At 34.9% G+C, this 14,448-nt stretch carries 18 protein-coding genes and 1 pseudogene; 11 read left to right on the forward strand and 8 right to left on the reverse strand.

Annotated features, from left to right (window positions below):
• Positions 1-292: pseudogene (locus D2K62_RS19215) on the forward strand (IS5/IS1182 family transposase); the annotation flags it as partial.
• On the opposite strand, the gene D2K62_RS16595 reads toward D2K62_RS19215, so the two are convergent.
• A complete protein-coding gene (locus tag D2K62_RS16595) occupies positions 245-469 on the reverse strand; it encodes a NifU family protein (protein WP_232824104.1) in 225 nt (74 codons plus the stop codon). The pseudogene D2K62_RS19215 and the gene D2K62_RS16595 overlap by 48 nt on opposite strands.
• Positions 470-635: 166 nt before the next feature.
• On the opposite strand from D2K62_RS16595, the gene D2K62_RS16600 reads away from it, so the two are divergent.
• The 3 genes from D2K62_RS16600 (at position 636) to D2K62_RS16610 (ending at position 2,325) form a co-directional block, all read left to right on the forward strand.
• Complete coding sequence (locus D2K62_RS16600) at positions 636-956, forward strand: YuzD family protein (protein WP_112181729.1); 321 nt, start codon at positions 636-638, stop codon at positions 954-956.
• 73 nt (positions 957-1,029) lie between these two features.
• Positions 1,030-1,887, forward strand: coding sequence for a diaminopimelate epimerase (dapF, locus tag D2K62_RS16605; protein ID WP_112181728.1), 858 nt, complete (start codon positions 1,030-1,032; stop codon positions 1,885-1,887).
• A gap of 78 nt (positions 1,888-1,965) precedes the next feature.
• Entirely contained in the window at positions 1,966-2,325 is a 360-nt protein-coding gene (locus D2K62_RS16610; protein ID WP_112182750.1) for a HesB/IscA family protein, read from the forward strand.
• Between the two features lie 59 nt (positions 2,326-2,384).
• Here the strand turns inward: D2K62_RS16610 and D2K62_RS16615 are convergent, their stop codons facing one another.
• Together D2K62_RS16615 and D2K62_RS16620 are read right to left on the reverse strand one after the other, a co-directional pair.
• On the reverse strand, positions 2,385-2,951 hold the full coding sequence (locus tag D2K62_RS16615) for a CBO0543 family protein (protein ID WP_112181727.1): 567 nt from the start codon (positions 2,949-2,951) through the stop codon (positions 2,385-2,387).
• Between the two features lie 141 nt (positions 2,952-3,092).
• Positions 3,093-4,082 carry an NAD(P)/FAD-dependent oxidoreductase gene (locus D2K62_RS16620; RefSeq protein ID WP_112181726.1) on the reverse strand — a complete coding sequence of 330 codons (990 nt, stop codon included), beginning with the start codon at positions 4,080-4,082 and terminating at the stop codon, positions 3,093-3,095.
• 191 nt (positions 4,083-4,273) lie between these two features.
• Between D2K62_RS16620 and D2K62_RS16625 the strand changes: the two genes are divergently transcribed.
• Together D2K62_RS16625 and D2K62_RS16630 are read left to right on the forward strand one after the other, a co-directional pair.
• On the forward strand, positions 4,274-5,488 hold the full coding sequence (locus D2K62_RS16625) for an NAD(P)/FAD-dependent oxidoreductase (RefSeq protein WP_112181725.1): 1,215 nt from the start codon (positions 4,274-4,276) through the stop codon (positions 5,486-5,488).
• An 83-nt stretch (positions 5,489-5,571) separates the two neighbouring features.
• The gene (locus D2K62_RS16630) at positions 5,572-6,258 is read left to right on the forward strand and encodes a 3D domain-containing protein (protein ID WP_112181724.1); all 687 of its coding nucleotides are present in this window, start codon (positions 5,572-5,574) and stop codon (positions 6,256-6,258) included.
• A gap of 855 nt (positions 6,259-7,113) precedes the next feature.
• Here the strand turns inward: D2K62_RS16630 and D2K62_RS16635 are convergent.
• The 3 genes from D2K62_RS16635 to deoD all read right to left on the reverse strand — a co-directional run bounded on the left by D2K62_RS16635 (position 7,114) and on the right by deoD (position 9,147).
• A complete protein-coding gene (locus D2K62_RS16635) occupies positions 7,114-7,587 on the reverse strand; it encodes a divergent PAP2 family protein (protein ID WP_112181723.1) in 474 nt (157 codons plus the stop codon).
• A gap of 139 nt (positions 7,588-7,726) precedes the next feature.
• Positions 7,727-8,317, reverse strand: coding sequence for a biotin transporter BioY (locus D2K62_RS16640; RefSeq protein ID WP_112181722.1), 591 nt, complete (start codon positions 8,315-8,317; stop codon positions 7,727-7,729).
• A 122-nt stretch (positions 8,318-8,439) separates the two neighbouring features.
• Positions 8,440-9,147, reverse strand: a complete 708-nt coding sequence (gene deoD / locus D2K62_RS16645) for a purine-nucleoside phosphorylase (RefSeq protein WP_112181721.1) — start codon at positions 9,145-9,147, stop codon at positions 8,440-8,442.
• Positions 9,148-9,409: 262 nt separating this feature from the next.
• Between deoD and D2K62_RS16650 the strand changes: the two genes are divergently transcribed.
• The 4 genes from D2K62_RS16650 (at position 9,410) to D2K62_RS16665 (ending at position 12,132) form a co-directional block, all read left to right on the forward strand.
• Complete coding sequence (locus tag D2K62_RS16650; RefSeq protein ID WP_112181720.1) at positions 9,410-9,673, forward strand: phosphocarrier protein HPr; 264 nt, start codon at positions 9,410-9,412, stop codon at positions 9,671-9,673.
• 104 nt (positions 9,674-9,777) lie between these two features.
• Complete coding sequence (locus tag D2K62_RS16655; protein WP_112181719.1) at positions 9,778-10,266, forward strand: cation:proton antiporter regulatory subunit; 489 nt, start codon at positions 9,778-9,780, stop codon at positions 10,264-10,266.
• 7 nt (positions 10,267-10,273) lie between these two features.
• The gene (locus D2K62_RS16660) at positions 10,274-11,476 is read left to right on the forward strand and encodes a cation:proton antiporter (RefSeq protein WP_112181718.1); all 1,203 of its coding nucleotides are present in this window, start codon (positions 10,274-10,276) and stop codon (positions 11,474-11,476) included.
• Positions 11,477-11,559: 83 nt separating this feature from the next.
• Positions 11,560-12,132 (forward strand): superoxide dismutase family protein, encoded by a 573-nt coding sequence (locus tag D2K62_RS16665; protein WP_117161799.1) that lies wholly within the window; start codon positions 11,560-11,562, stop codon positions 12,130-12,132.
• A 26-nt stretch (positions 12,133-12,158) separates the two neighbouring features.
• Here D2K62_RS16665 and D2K62_RS16670 read toward each other — a convergent pair whose 3' ends face one another.
• A complete protein-coding gene (locus tag D2K62_RS16670; protein WP_112181716.1) occupies positions 12,159-13,328 on the reverse strand; it encodes a MalY/PatB family protein in 1,170 nt (389 codons plus the stop codon).
• Positions 13,329-13,737: 409 nt separating this feature from the next.
• On the opposite strand from D2K62_RS16670, the gene yugI reads away from it, so the two are divergent.
• A complete protein-coding gene (yugI, locus tag D2K62_RS16675) occupies positions 13,738-14,148 on the forward strand; it encodes a S1 domain-containing post-transcriptional regulator GSP13 (protein WP_112181715.1) in 411 nt (136 codons plus the stop codon).
• A 48-nt stretch (positions 14,149-14,196) separates the two neighbouring features.
• Here yugI and D2K62_RS16680 read toward each other — a convergent pair whose 3' ends face one another.
• Positions 14,197-14,436 carry a DUF378 domain-containing protein gene (locus tag D2K62_RS16680; RefSeq protein WP_112181714.1) on the reverse strand — a complete coding sequence of 80 codons (240 nt, stop codon included), beginning with the start codon at positions 14,434-14,436 and terminating at the stop codon, positions 14,197-14,199.
• Positions 14,437-14,448 lie beyond the last annotated feature (12 nt).

A 14,448-nucleotide genomic window follows, 5' to 3' on the forward strand; every position in this document is an offset into this window, starting at 1 on the left:
TTTGAAGGCTAATTTGCGTTTCACTCGTATGTCAGTAAGAGGCAAGAAGAAAGTGGAAAATGAATTAGGATTTGCATTCATGGCGGTGAACTTGAGAAAGTACACGGCTAAGCATGCGCATGGTGCAACAAATCCTGAAAATAATCCAACAAAAAAAGATTCCGACCATCTTCCTAAGATGATCGGAATCTTTTTCGTTATTTTGGCTAGTTATGTCCCAGCCTCTTTTTTATCATCTATAGTTTTAAAATACTTGTTCAATTTCTGCTACGCCTGGAACTTCAGCCATTAATGCGCGCTCTATACCAGCCTTCAATGTGATTGTTGAACTTGGGCAATTCCCGCATGCTCCCATTAAACGAAGACGTACAATACCTTCATCAACATCTACTAATTCAACATCGCCACCATCACGTAGTAAAAATGGACGTAATTTGTTTAATACTTCTTGTACTTGCTCTTGCATCATCCATCTTCCCCTTTCTTACTTTCATTAACAGTATAACATGTTTTTATCAAAAATCTATTCTGGAGATTTACTTTTTTAGTTATATCTATTTTACCTTTTTAATAATGTTTTGTAAAATAGAATTAATAATTTTAATTGAAATTTGTTACAGTGAGGTGTGAGAGAAATGTCAATTACAATAGCAGTATATGGTGCAGAAAAAATATGTTCGAGTTGCATAAATGCCCCAAGTTCTAAAGAGACATTTGATTGGATAAAAGCAGCAGTACCTAGAAAATTTCCTAACTTTGATGATTTTGAATATGTATATGTAGATATATTTAAGCAGACAAATAATAGCAAAGAGCAAAACTGGATTGATCAGATACAAAAGGATAATTTATTTTACCCTATTATTGTTATCGATGATCAGTTTGTATGTGAAGGTGATCCACGGATTAAAGTGGTTTATCAGCAAATCGAGCAACGAATTAATGCACATGCATAGCATAACACTGAATATGTTTGTATAATAAGATATAAATACTTTGGTGCATGATGAGCCAACAGTGGAGGTAACGATGAGAATACCATTTACGAAAATGCATGGATTAGGCAATAGCTATATATTTATTAATACATTTGATACACAACTTGATGAAAAGAGTCTACCACAATTGGCAATTACTGTTGCAAATAAGGATATTGGAATTGGTTCAGATGGTTTGATTTTAATTCATCCTAGTAAACAAGCACCGGTTGGTATGCGTATTTTTAATAAAGATGGTTCAGAGGGAAAAACGTGTGGAAATGGCATTCGCTGTGTTGCAAAATATGCCTTTGAAAATCAATTAGTTAAGCAAAAAACATTTGAGATAGAAACAAAAGCAGGCAATGTAACTGCTGAAGTTCATGGAACCAAAGATTTAGTTGAAGAAGTAACGGTTGATATGGGTGAGCCTATTTTAAACCGTAAAAGAATCCCAATGATAGGTGAGGACGATGCACAAGTTGTATTAGAAGATTTTCAAGTTAGTCATCATCCTTTACAATTAACTGCTATATCAATGGGGAATCCACATGCAGTCTTTTTTGTAGATGATATTGAGGAAGCACCATTAAGTGATCTTGGACCGATTATTACACATGATCATCGCTTTCCTGAAGGTGTTAATGTAGAATTTGTGGAAATTATAAATCAAACAGAAATGCACTTTCGTGTGTGGGAACGTGGATCGGGAATTACACAAGCTTGTGGTACAGGTGCTTGTGCTGCAGCAGTTGCTGCAATTCTTAATGGTCATGCTACTAAAGACGAAGTCGTGACAGTCCACTTAAGTGGTGGTGATTTATTTATTCGTTGGGGATTGGATAACCATGTATGGATGAAAGGAAAAGCAGAGACTACTATTGAAGGTGTATTTATTTGGAATAGGTGAATCATTCACTATATTTGAATCAATCACTATTTATTAGTATACTTGAAGATAATGATTATGGAGAAGGAAGGTAATAAAATGGTCTTAAACATTACAGATAATGCTCGTTTACAAATAGAAGAGATGTTAAAAGAAGAGGACCAGGAAACGGTTCGCCTTCGTTTTGGAGTTAAAGGTGGGGGATGTAGTGGTCTTTCTTATTCTCTAGGTTTTGATTATGATATTAATAAAGATTTAGATACAACAGAAGAAGTTAACGGTATACCATTAACTATTTTTAAACAGGACATAGCTGTAATTGAAGGTACAACAATTGACTTCAAGCAAAACATGATGGGTGGCGGATTTACGATCGATAATCCGAACGCCATTGTATCCTGTGGTTGTGGCTCTTCATTTAAAGCCAAAGACCGAGAAGGTACACCAGGAGACTGTTAATATGAACGAGTCCAATACAAAAAGTACTGCCTAATCGATAGTGATTGTTACTAACACTATTAATTAGGCAGTTTTTTTAGTTTTATAAAGAAGTTTGTAATAGCTATCGAAACTAAGAAAAGTAAACAATAGAGGAGGAATAGATAAAAGTAATTAAAACCATTATTTAGATGAAAAAGGTTTATGCTTACCAAAAAGGGTTTAAAGACAAATGAAAAGAGCGCAGCCAAACCAGTCGAATAGAGATAAAAGTTCTTCATTTTATTAAGCGACCACTGATAAACTAGCATAAATGCGACAGGAACTAATGAGCCATCTAGTGACAGACTAAACGGAAAATATGGTGTTAGAGAATATGGATATTCCCAAAAAGCTCTTCTTACACCGAAGGAATCGATATAGGCAAACCAAACATGGATATTAAATGTAAAGAATAAAATAAGGAATAGCTTAGTTTTATCAATTGCGATAAGTAGTACTATTAATGGTAGAATAAGCATCATAACCATTAACCAAAATTGCCATGTGTCAATACTACTATAGGTAATCCAATATTCATGCTGGAGTTTTGCTACTTCTTCTTGCAATGTTTTTATTTTATTAAAATTATCAATTTGTGCTTGCACTGTATGCCCTCCTTAGATACAACTCTTTTTTATAAATTATCCAAGAAGAAGCATACTATTCATTTATTTCCTTGTATCACGCATTATTATTGAACTAGAGCATTGTCAAACTAAAAATACCACCCACATGGGTGGCATTATTTATTCAAATAAACTAGTTGAATGTTTTGGCTGGACACGAGCGTCTGGTTCTATATAAGCTTTCGCGTTATTAATGGCGGTTGGACCTTCACCAAATCCTGTTGCTATTAAGTTGATTTTTCCTGGATATGTACAAATGTCACCAGCTGCATAAATACCTTCAACAGTTGATTCCATTTTTGGGTTAACAACAATACTATTTTTATCAATATCCATTCCCCAACTCTTGATTGGACCCAGTGACGAAATAAACCCGTAATTAACTATTACATCATCGACATCAATGATAACTTCATTATCGCCTTTTACCTCGCTTACTCTAACTTGTTCGATCAAATCTGTTCCAATAAGTGCTTCAGGTACATAAGGAGTTAAAATACGAACATTTGAATTCATTAATTTTTCAACACTATGCTCATGTGCGCGAAACTTATCACGACGATGAATAAGTGTTACTTCAGCTGCGATTGATTCCAACATCAATGCCCAATCAACTGCAGAATCTCCACCACCAAATAATACCACACGTTTTCCTTTGAATTTCATCATGTTATCAACAAAATAGTGTAGATTACGACTTTCATATGCCTCTGCTTCTTTTAAAGCTAATTTGCGTGGCTGAAATGCACCGTTTCCTGCTGTAATGATAATGGTTTTTGTATAATGTATTTCTGTCTGTGTTGTTAATTTAAACGATCCGTCCTCTTGTCGTTCAACTTCTTGTACCTCTTGATCTAAGACAATAGAAGGATCAAACATATCAAGTTGTTCCTTTAAATTATTTACAAGTTCTTGCGCTCCAATTTTAGGAAAACCAGCCACATCATAAATATATTTCTCTGGATATAGTGCACTAAGTTGCCCGCCAATATGTGGTAAGCTCTCAATTATTTTAACACTGGCTTGTCGAAGTCCACCGTAGAAGGCAGTAAATAGCCCGGTAGGTCCCGCACCAATAATAGTAATATCATAAACGTGTTGATCAGTCATTCCTGATTCCTCCTATATTGAAAACATATGTAGACATAAATATTTTAACATACTTTATTGTTAAAATAGAAATCTCAGTTCTTAAATAAAGTGATTAGGTGGGTTGAAAAATCGACTAAAACCATCTAAGATGAGTTTAGATTAAATATTACGAAAATGTGACAAGGAATGTATAGGATGGAAGTGACACATTGGGAAAGTCGAGAATAGTTATATTAGGTGCAGGTTACGCAGGAATTATGACCGCAGTAACACTACAAAAGCAGTTAAAAAAAGATGATGCGGTTATTCAATTAATTAATAAACATGCCTATCATTATCAGACAACATGGTTACATGAAAACGCAGCTGGTACCTTAGCTGACGAGCGAACAAAAATAGCCATTGATCAGTTGATTGATCCACGTAAGATTGAATTTATTCAAGATACTGTAATGCATATTGATGTAGATCAAAAGAAAATTAATTTACTGCAGACAGAATTGAACTATGATTATCTTGTTGTGGCATTAGGATTTGAGATGGAAACGTTCCAAATACCTGGATTAAAAGAGTATAGTTTTTCAATGGGAACTGCTAATCAAGCTAGAGTATTAAGAGAACAGGTAGAAAGTCAGTTTGCTACATACACACACACTGGAACAAATACGTATCCATTAACAATTATTGTTGGTGGAGGTGGATTTACAGGTGTAGAGTATTTAGGAGAGTTAACAGATCAACTACCTACTTTATGTAAAACATATGATGTAGATCAGGAAAACGTAAAAATCATTGCAATTGAAGCTGAACAGACTGTTATGCCAGGATTTGATCCTGAACTTGGAGAATATGCGATGCACTATTTAGAAGAGCGTGGTGTTGAATTTCGGTTAGGAACAAAGGTGAAAATGGTTAAACGTGATTATATTGTTGTGGAAAAAGCAGGGGCAGTGGAAGAGATACCAGCTTCCACCTTTGTGTGGTCAGCAGGTGTTCGTGCGAATAAACTGATGGAGAAATCGGGTATTTCAAATGAAAAGGGTAGTGTTAAAGTTAATGTAGACTTAAGAGCACCAGGCTATGATAATGTTTTTGTGATAGGTGATTGTGCACTGATTTTTTCTGAGGACGGTGATATATATCCTCCAACTGCCCAAATGACAATACAAGAAGCTAAACTTTGTGCAAGTAATTTAGTGAAATTATTAAAAGGTGATTCCAAATTAGATTCATTTTATTTTAAGGACCGCGGAACAATTGCTTCTTTAGGAAGAAAAGATGCGATCGGAAGTATACTGAATAACAGAAAAATATTTGGTAAGGAAGCAATAATTTTAAAGCAGATTATTGATAATCGAGTCTTATATCAAATTGGTGGTTGGTCGCTCTTATTCAAAAAAGGAAAGTTTAAACTCTTTCATTAAGTAAATAAACTGGTTTTCTTTGAAACAATGTATAAAATCAAATCATTTTGGTAAAGCTGACACCCAGAGAGGGTGTAATAAAAATGGTTTGGTTTAAAACCTGTTTAAGACGATTTGGCATGACATTTGTTTTCTTTGCGGCATGTCTCACAACGCTAACAGCAATGACGAATGTTTCCGCACAAGAATTTTTAGAGGGAATGGAAGATGATAATTCACTCACACGAACCATCACAGAACAGCCTGTTAAACAAGTAGAATTAACAAAAAAAGAATTAAATAATAAACAACCAAAACAATCGTATATATCTAGTGAACAGGTAGTAATTCCTGATAAATTAGAAGATACGATTGATCTTGAGGCATACCCAAGCGAAACCGTTATAGCTACGGGTTATACAGCAGGAGTTGAGTCGACTGGTAAAACTTCAGATCATCCACAATATGGGATAACTTATTCTGGTGTCGAAGTAACGAGAGACTTATATTCTACTATTGCTGCAGATTTAACAGTTTATCCAATAGGATCTATTCTTTATATACCTGGTTATGGATATGGTGTTGTGGCTGATAAAGGTGGAGCAATCAAGGGAAATAAAATTGACTTATATTATCCTACAGTTGAAGATGTGTATCAAAAGTGGGGTAAGAAAGATGTAGAAGTTTATTTGATTGAAAAAGGAACAGGGGTACTTGCTAAAGAAACACTTAAAAGTTTAAATGAAAATGAATCTTTACAAGTTTTCAGAGATCAAGTAAAAGAGAGTTAAAGAATATCGGTGGCTAGAATTTTCAAGTAAGAGAAACGAGCTATCGATAGATAAAGCCTGTATCAATGATTACTTGAGAATCTACGATACAGGCTTTTTTGGCGGAATTTCATAATGAACTAATTATTTAACTCAACTGGATGATTCAACTTCTCAGAAATAATCTTACGACGATATAACCATCAACTGTGACGTAAACCGCCATGTTGATTTTCGCTTCGGTCAGTCGCTTTCCGCGGGCAAGTCTTTTCGATGGGTCGAGTAATCGCAGACCCAACGCTTCAACTTCCTCGGAAGCAAAAAGCACTTCCTGCGGGATTTTCAGCTGTTGCTTTTCCCGCAGGAGTCGACTGTCCTACGCTACAATCAATCAGCATAACCTGAATAGCTGTTGTCATAAGCACAATTAAAATTTATGATCAGTAGACCACGTATTACTTTTAACGCATATCCAGCGGATCAAGCGAAATGGGCGAGACTCCTGCAGGAACAGCACGGGCTGAAGATCCACTCGGAAACGTTCTTTGTTTCCGAGTTAGCTGAAGCCGTGCCTGCGGAAAGGGAACCCATTTCGCTTGAGGAGCGGGGCATGAATTCTGTTGTATTGCAATTTATATAAAGAATGTTACGTCGCAGTTTCTCTCAAGTACGTAAGGTAAAATGCAATGATGCATACGAAAAGAGCACTAAATCAACTTCAATTTTGAATGCGAGGCTTTCTTGCTTAAAAAGGAATATTTCTTAATTCACTCTGCAAAATTTACGAAATTATAAAAAAAGATAGTTGGGATAATTATCCCAACTATCTTTAAGCCTTACATTTATACATTTAATACTAGGTAACCTCTTTTTACTTTAAAAGAGTGGATAAATTATTAGTGCAAGTATAATACCTGTCATACAACCAAAGAAAACTTCAATGGGCTGATGCCCGAGTAATTCTTTTAACTCTTCTTTTTTCTGGTATTCTTCTTTTTTTGACCAGACCTTAGCTTCTTCGATAAAATAATTAAAATCTTTGACGAGCATATTTAAAATAATAGCTTGTTCACCAGCTTGTCTTCTTATTCCAGTAGCATCAAACATAATAATAATACTAAAAACACAAGCTGCAGCAAACAAACCGGAAGACACACCGTGCTCTATACCAATTCCAGTTGTAACAGCAGCAACAGCTGCAGAATGACTACTCGGCATCCCACCAGTACTAAAGGCTAAACCTGGATTAAATTCTTTTGTTGCAATAAAATGAATTGGAATCTTAACCACTTGTGCGAAGATAATTGAAATTAAGGCTGCCCACAATGGGAAATTTTCAAACAAAGCCAACCGATATTCATCCTTTCATTTGTACCTTTAAGTTTAAATTTGTTCATAGCTGTTAACAAATTTATAACTATTATTATAGCACAGCAATTAATTGAACGGAATCAATCTGTTTTTTTGTATAAGAAAGAAGCATTGCTTTTTAGGCAGATCGAATAGTTGGTTTAGGTATACGATCTATTATTTTAATAATGAGAAAAGCTGCAATAATTGCTATTCCTATATCTTTTACGAAAAACGGTATCATACTTAGCCAAGTTATCGAATAGGAAATGGTTAACCCTAGCCAGGTGTTCATGGCTAGATACATGTAATGAACGCCAATTAAATAATTAATAATTACACCAATAAGTGCAATTTTAAATGATGATCCTAATCGCACTGTTTTTTGTCTTTCCGTTAACCAACCAGTTACATAAGCTACAAAAATATAAGATAATATAAAACCACCAGTATAATCAAATAAAACAAATAATCCAGCATGCATATTTGCAAATACAGGTACACCTGCAATACCAATTAATATATAAGCGCATATCGATAACACTGCTAGTTTTCTACCTAATAAGAGTCCAGCCATAATTGCAAAAAAGGTTTGTAATGACAATGGTACAGAAACGCCACCAATCGGAATTGCTAAAAAGGGGAACCAAATAGCTATGTTTGCGCCAATTGCCATTAAACAAACAAAAACACTACCATATGTAATATCAAGTGCAGTTAATCTTTTCATACGACACCTCCTGCACAGATCATAAAAGATCCACAACCTATTGTCAACCTGAATTTTATGTGGTTAACGATAGATAATAAAAAAGGACTACGTGAGAGAACGACGTAATCCTTTTCTGATTTCTATTTTATTGCTGCGTCAAGTGAAACTTCTATCATCTCATTGAATGTTGTTTGACGTTCTTCTGCACTCGTTTCTTCCCCTGTTATAATATGGTCAGAAACAGTTAAAACAGAAAGAGCTTGACGATCAAATTTAGCTGCTAGTGTATATAATGCAGTAGTTTCCATCTCAATCGCTAGTACATTATACTTTGCTAATAGTTCTAATAGTTCTGGAGCGTTATCGCGATAAAAACTATCACTTGTGAAGACATTTCCTACACGTAAATGCAAGCCTTTTTCTATACCAGTATCATATGCGTTCTTAAGTAGTTCAAAATTCGCAGTAGGTGCATAATCAATGCCGTTAAACACCATACGATTCATTTGTGAATCTGTTGAAGATGTTGAAGCAAGAATAACATCTCTGACTTTTACATCTTTTTGAATGGCCCCACATGTACCTACACGAATTAACTTTTGTACATTGTAACTTTGCATTAATTCATTGGCATAAATAGATATTGAAGGCACTCCCATACCAGTTCCTTGTACGGAAATTCTTTCTCCTTTATATGTACCAGTATAGCCATACATTCCACGGACTTCGTTATAACAAAACGCGTTATCTAAAAATGTTTCTGCAATATATTTAGCGCGTAATGGGTCTCCTGGCAATAGGATTTTATCTGCAATATCACCTTGTTTTGCTCCAATATGTACACTCATTTTTCTGCCTCCTATAAATCATTTCACTATATAATATTAATAATAACGTAACAATAAGTCGAATACAAATTTCGCAAAAGTGACTATGCTAATCATATAAGAGGAATAAAAATGAAATCGTTTTATAAATATTGCGTTTTTTTGTTTCTTCCGATTGTGTTTTCGTATATAATATATTTAAGTAACACTTCCACAGTTTTTAATTAGTGGAATATTTTGTATAAAGATAAATGAAAACGTTTATAAATTGGAGGAGAAAAGAATGAAAGAACAGAAATTTAAAATTACAGATGATACAGGTATCCACGCTAGACCTGCAACGTTATTAGTAAATAAAGCTGGACAATATGAGTCTCATGTTGAAATGCATTTTAATGGTAAAGCGGTTAACTTAAAGTCGATTATGGGTGTTATGTCACTTGGTGTTCCTAAAGGTGCAGAAGTTACAATAACTGCAGATGGTACGGATGAAGAGCAAGCGATTCAAGGGATTTCAGATACAATTAAAGAACACTTAGGTGAGTAAGAAACTTGGAGCTAGGAGTATATTCTAGCTTTTTTGTTTGGGAAATAATTGATATGGTATACTAATAACCAAGGATAACTTTGAAAATATAAGAGGTGTGAGATATGAATGTTTCTGTATCGCAGCTTCCAGGTATTGGCCAAAAAATCACATTGAAGACTGCTGAAGATAGCATGCTTGTGGTTATTGTACATCATACTGGAAAGCGCGAATTATATTTTTTTGATGATGTGGACGGTGATGAAGCGGATTTTGCAATGGATCTTACTTCAGATGAAACAAGAGAATTAGGAGCCCAATTGTTGGGGGCAACATACCAACCTGTTAATGCACATCAATTAAAGATGTTTAAAAAACAAATTGTGATTGATTACATCACCTTAACAGATAAAGCATCGATTACACATCAAACAATTGAAGAATCAGAAATCCGAAATAGAACAGGTACAACAATTATTGGAATTGTCCAAGGGGATGAGATGATTGCAATCCCGGAAGCAGACCATATCCTAGAACCAGGAGATGTGCTGATGGCAATTGGTAAAAAAGATCAATTAGCAATGTTAGAAGCATTGTGTAAAGGAGAGGAATGATTCGGTTGTGCTAAGTGATTTTCCAACTTTACTAGTAGCAGGTCTTGTTTTACTTGGCATATTCTATTTGGGTTATTTAAGTTTAAAAATAAATTTTCCAAGTGTTATTCTTTATATTTTATTTGGCGTACTTTTGGCTGATCAATTGAGTCATAATGAAATTTTGCACTTTGTTAGTGAAATTGGAATTGTTCTTTTATTTTTTATATTAGGATTAGAGTTTAGTATAAATAGGCTTGGAAGTATTGCGAAAAAAATCTGGACATCGGGTTTATTGGATGTAGTTTTAAGCCTTGGTGTGTCTACACTTATAGCATTTGGATTTGGAATGAGTTTATTTAACGCCTTTTTAGTTGGTGGGGTGGCTTATGCAACAAGCTCCTCAATTACAGCCAAACTGTTAGATGATAAAAGTAGAATGGCAAATAAGGAAACGGAATTTATTTTAGCTGTCTTGATTTTTGAGGATTTAGTTGCCCCAATTATTATTGCGGTTTTAATTGGAATGAGTGTAGGTGGCGGAGAATTTGTTCCATCGGATTTAGCCTTTATCCTATTAAAAGTTATTGGACTTATTGTACTTGCAATTTTACTTGGTAAAACGCTCTTCAAACGTTTTGGAACATTTATTGAAAGAATAGACGACGAGGACTTTAAATTCGCATTACTAATAGGAATTGCTGTTTCATTTGGTGGACTGGCATTATTGCTTGATCTTTCAGAAGTATTAGGTGCATTTTTAGCAGGCATGATGTTAGCTGAAATAGGCAAGATTGAGAGAGTGGAACATGCAGTTATTCCAATTCGAAATCTTTTACTACCGACTTTCTTTTTATATTTTGGAACATCTATTGAATTAGGTGCAGGATTTCCGATGCCACTTTTATTACTGACTTTACTCATATGGTCCGTATTCTCTAAGGTGCTTGTCGGTGTAATTGGTGGAAGATGGTATGGCTTATCAAAAAGAGTATCATTGCGAGCCGGTCTTTCTTTATGCGCAAGGGGTGAATTTTCAGTAGTTATTGCTACAGTTGCAACAGGAACAGCTCAAATATTAAGCGGAATTTATATTATAGGTGCGGCTTTTATTGGCATGCTTTTGTTTGATTGGGCTCCGAAAATAACAAATAAGGTGTATGGAAAACCGCTACCAAAGAAAAAAGATTTACGTGTTCCTACTTCAAAAGATGAGAAACAAATCTATTAATTTTCTAACTCAATTTGATTAGAGAATACCATACCTGGATATACTGATAATCAGCGAATTTCATGAAAAGGAGCTGTTATTAGATGAAAAAATCCAGTTTATTTTTGATTTGCTTACTTGCTTTAGTGGCTTGTCAACAGGATGATTATTCTCCTCTGACAGTGACAATGTATAATAGCTCAAATGATGCGATAGGTACGGCGATACTCACCGAAAAGCCAGAAGGTGTCTCAGTTGAAGTCTCTGTAGAAGGTTTAGAACCAGGCTTACATGGAATACATATTCATGAATATGCTAAATGTGAGTCACCTGATTTCCAATCTGCGGGAAATCATTATAACCCAGAAAACAAAGAGCATGGACTAATGTCTCCAGAAGGTGCACATTTAGGTGATATGCCTAATATTGAGGCTGAAGATGATGGCTTAGTTGAAGCTGAATTACTTATTGGTGGCGCTACTTTAGTCGAGGGTCAGAAATCTTTACTCGAAGGTGATGGAACATCACTTATTATTCATGCGAAACAAGATGATGGTGTAACGCAACCAGCAGGTGATGCAGGAGAACGGATTGCCTGTGGATTGATTACTGTAGAAGAAGCAAAAAATGATGAAGCACCTACAGATCCAACAGAAAACAAAAAAGAAGAAGAGTAGTACATCCAATGTACTACTCTTCTTCTTTATCTTTTATCTAATGCGGCTATAATTTTGTTAATACCTTCTTGTACATAAGCTGTTGGGCTTGCAATATTCATACGCATAAACCCTTCACCTTCTTCACCAAATGAAATCCCGTCGTTTAAACCAACTTTGGCTTCATCTTGCATGAATTTCTTTAAGTCCGTATGAGTAAGCCCCATATTCGTACAATCAAGCCAAATGAGGTAAGTACCCTCAGCGCGGATTGCGGTTATCTCTGATCGCTCTTGAAACGCTTCTATCAGAATGTTGCGATTATGTTGTAAGAGTGTCAGTAGATCCTCTAACCATTCCTCACCATCTGTATAAGCAGCCTCGAGTGCAGTTATTCCCATAGCATTTAACATTGTCATGCCGTATTTTCTGAATTCCTTTTGCATTGCCACTCGAATATCCTTATCTGGAACTACCGCATAAGAAACATTTAATCCAGCTAAATTAAACGTTTTGGTAGGTGACATACACGTGATTGTGCGATTATTGACTTCTTTTGAAAGAGTGCCCATTGGAATATGCTCGTTACCATCATAAATTAAATCAGCATGTATTTCATCTGATAAAATGAATACGTCATATTGTAAACAAAGTGCAGCTATTTTTTCCAAATCCTGTTTTGACCAAACTTTTCCTACTGGATTATGTGGGTTGCAAAGAATAAACGCTTTTACTCCTTGTTTGAATTTAGTTTCTAAATCATCAAAGTCAATTTCGTAGGCTCCATTTTTGTATTGGAGTGGATTTGTCACTAACTTGCGGTCATGACTTTTAACAATATCATAAAAAGGTGGATAAACAGGTGTTTGAATTAGCACACTGTCTCCTGGATTTGTTACGTTTAAGATCGCCATATGTAAAGTGGGAATTACTCCAGGACTGTAAATAATCCATTCTTTTTTAATATCCCAATTATGTCGACGAAGGAGCCAATCTTTTACTGTTTGGTTTAGTTTATCGTCGGTAAGCGTGTATCCAAATATTGCATGTTCCGCTCTGTTTACCAATGCGTCTTTTATTGGTTCAGCAATGGGAAGATCCATATCGGCCACCCACATTGGTTGTACATCTTCTGCTCCGTACAATGCTTTGACACTATCCCATTTTACCGAGCGGGTATTTTCTCTTTTGGGCAACTTTTCAAATAATGATGACATATACAACTTCCTCCTTTTAAAAAGATATCGATATTTTACAAATTATATCATGATTAGGAAAAAACTTCGATTCTTTAAAAATCATTTAAAAATGAAAAGTAGTCACGTTAAATTACACATAGGGTCTACTTTGCGAAAAGTTTTTAAAGTGAGGTGAACAAAAAAATAAGCAAAGCCTAAACGAGCGCTTTGCTTTTACAGGGGGAATACGAGAAAGTCTTACCTTTACATAGATTATTATTACCTTAATATAAGTATATTAAACCTCATTTTTTATTTTTATAAAAATTATATTGTGCTATTTATGACAGTTATGTTAAAATTAATAATTGCGTGTAAGGAAAATAGTAAATACAAGCATAAGTCTAAATAGTAGATGCAATGAGATTAAAAAATAGGAGTTGTTAGCATGTCAGAGAAGTTTGTAGAAGGTCAAGTAGTAGATGGAAAAGTAACCGGTGTTCAACCATACGGGGCTTTTGTAGCATTAAATGATCAGATTCAAGGGTTGGTTCATATTTCTGAAGTAACACACGGATTTGTTAAAGACATTAATGAGTTTATTGCAGTAGGTAATGAAGTGAAAGTTAAAATCTTATCTATTGATGAAGCTAAAAATAAATACTCACTATCTATTCGCGCTACAGAAGAAGCACCGAAACAGCAGGAAAAACCAAGTAAAGCACAAGCTCAAGGTGGAAACTTTAAGCAATATCAGCAACAACAACAAGACGAAGCTGGTTTTAACACATTAAAAGATAAATTAAACGAGTGGATTGAACAGTCCGAAGAACGCTCACAATCTTTTAACAAAAAGTAAAATAAGAAAAAAGGCCTTTCAGAATTCTGAAAGGCTTTTTTTAAATATTTATTTTTCGGGTTGGGGACTTCTAGCACCAACTGTTTCTTCAGATGGTTTAAATAACAATGATATACAAACTAGCCCACTAATACCAACTAGCGTATAAATTACACGTGCAAATGCACCGCTTTGTTCGCCGCCTCCAAAAATAGCAGCGACTAAATCAAACTGAAACAATCCGATAAGTCCCCAATTAATTGCACCAACTATAATAAGAAGTAATGTAATACGTTGTATCGTGTTCAAATAAACTCCTCC

It is taken from the genome of Paraliobacillus sp. X-1268, assembly GCF_003426095.1.
Classification (GTDB): domain Bacteria; phylum Bacillota; class Bacilli; order Bacillales; family Amphibacillaceae; genus Paraliobacillus_A; species Paraliobacillus_A zengyii.

Excerpts from the sequence above, each read along its gene's own strand:
- D2K62_RS16630 (WP_112181724.1), top strand. The coding sequence starts at position 5,572 with ATGGTTTGGTTTAAAACCTGTTTAAGACGATTTGGCATGACATTTGTT.
- D2K62_RS16670 (WP_112181716.1), bottom strand. The coding sequence starts at position 13,328 with ATGTCATCATTATTTGAAAAGTTGCCCAAAAGAGAAAATACCCGCTCG.
- dapF (WP_112181728.1), top strand. The coding sequence starts at position 1,030 with ATGAGAATACCATTTACGAAAATGCATGGATTAGGCAATAGCTATATA.
- D2K62_RS16595 (WP_232824104.1), bottom strand. The coding sequence starts at position 469 with ATGATGCAAGAGCAAGTACAAGAAGTATTAAACAAATTACGTCCATTT.
- D2K62_RS16620 (WP_112181726.1), bottom strand. The coding sequence starts at position 4,082 with ATGACTGATCAACACGTTTATGATATTACTATTATTGGTGCGGGACCT.
- deoD (WP_112181721.1), bottom strand. The coding sequence starts at position 9,147 with ATGAGTGTACATATTGGAGCAAAACAAGGTGATATTGCAGATAAAATC.
- D2K62_RS16640 (WP_112181722.1), bottom strand. The coding sequence starts at position 8,317 with ATGAAAAGATTAACTGCACTTGATATTACATATGGTAGTGTTTTTGTT.
- yugI (WP_112181715.1), top strand. The coding sequence starts at position 13,738 with ATGTCAGAGAAGTTTGTAGAAGGTCAAGTAGTAGATGGAAAAGTAACC.
- D2K62_RS16610 (WP_112182750.1), top strand. The coding sequence starts at position 1,966 with ATGGTCTTAAACATTACAGATAATGCTCGTTTACAAATAGAAGAGATG.
- D2K62_RS16665 (WP_117161799.1), top strand. The coding sequence starts at position 11,560 with ATGAAAAAATCCAGTTTATTTTTGATTTGCTTACTTGCTTTAGTGGCT.
- D2K62_RS16600 (WP_112181729.1), top strand. The coding sequence starts at position 636 with ATGTCAATTACAATAGCAGTATATGGTGCAGAAAAAATATGTTCGAGT.
- D2K62_RS16650 (WP_112181720.1), top strand. The coding sequence starts at position 9,410 with ATGAAAGAACAGAAATTTAAAATTACAGATGATACAGGTATCCACGCT.
- D2K62_RS16655 (WP_112181719.1), top strand. The coding sequence starts at position 9,778 with ATGAATGTTTCTGTATCGCAGCTTCCAGGTATTGGCCAAAAAATCACA.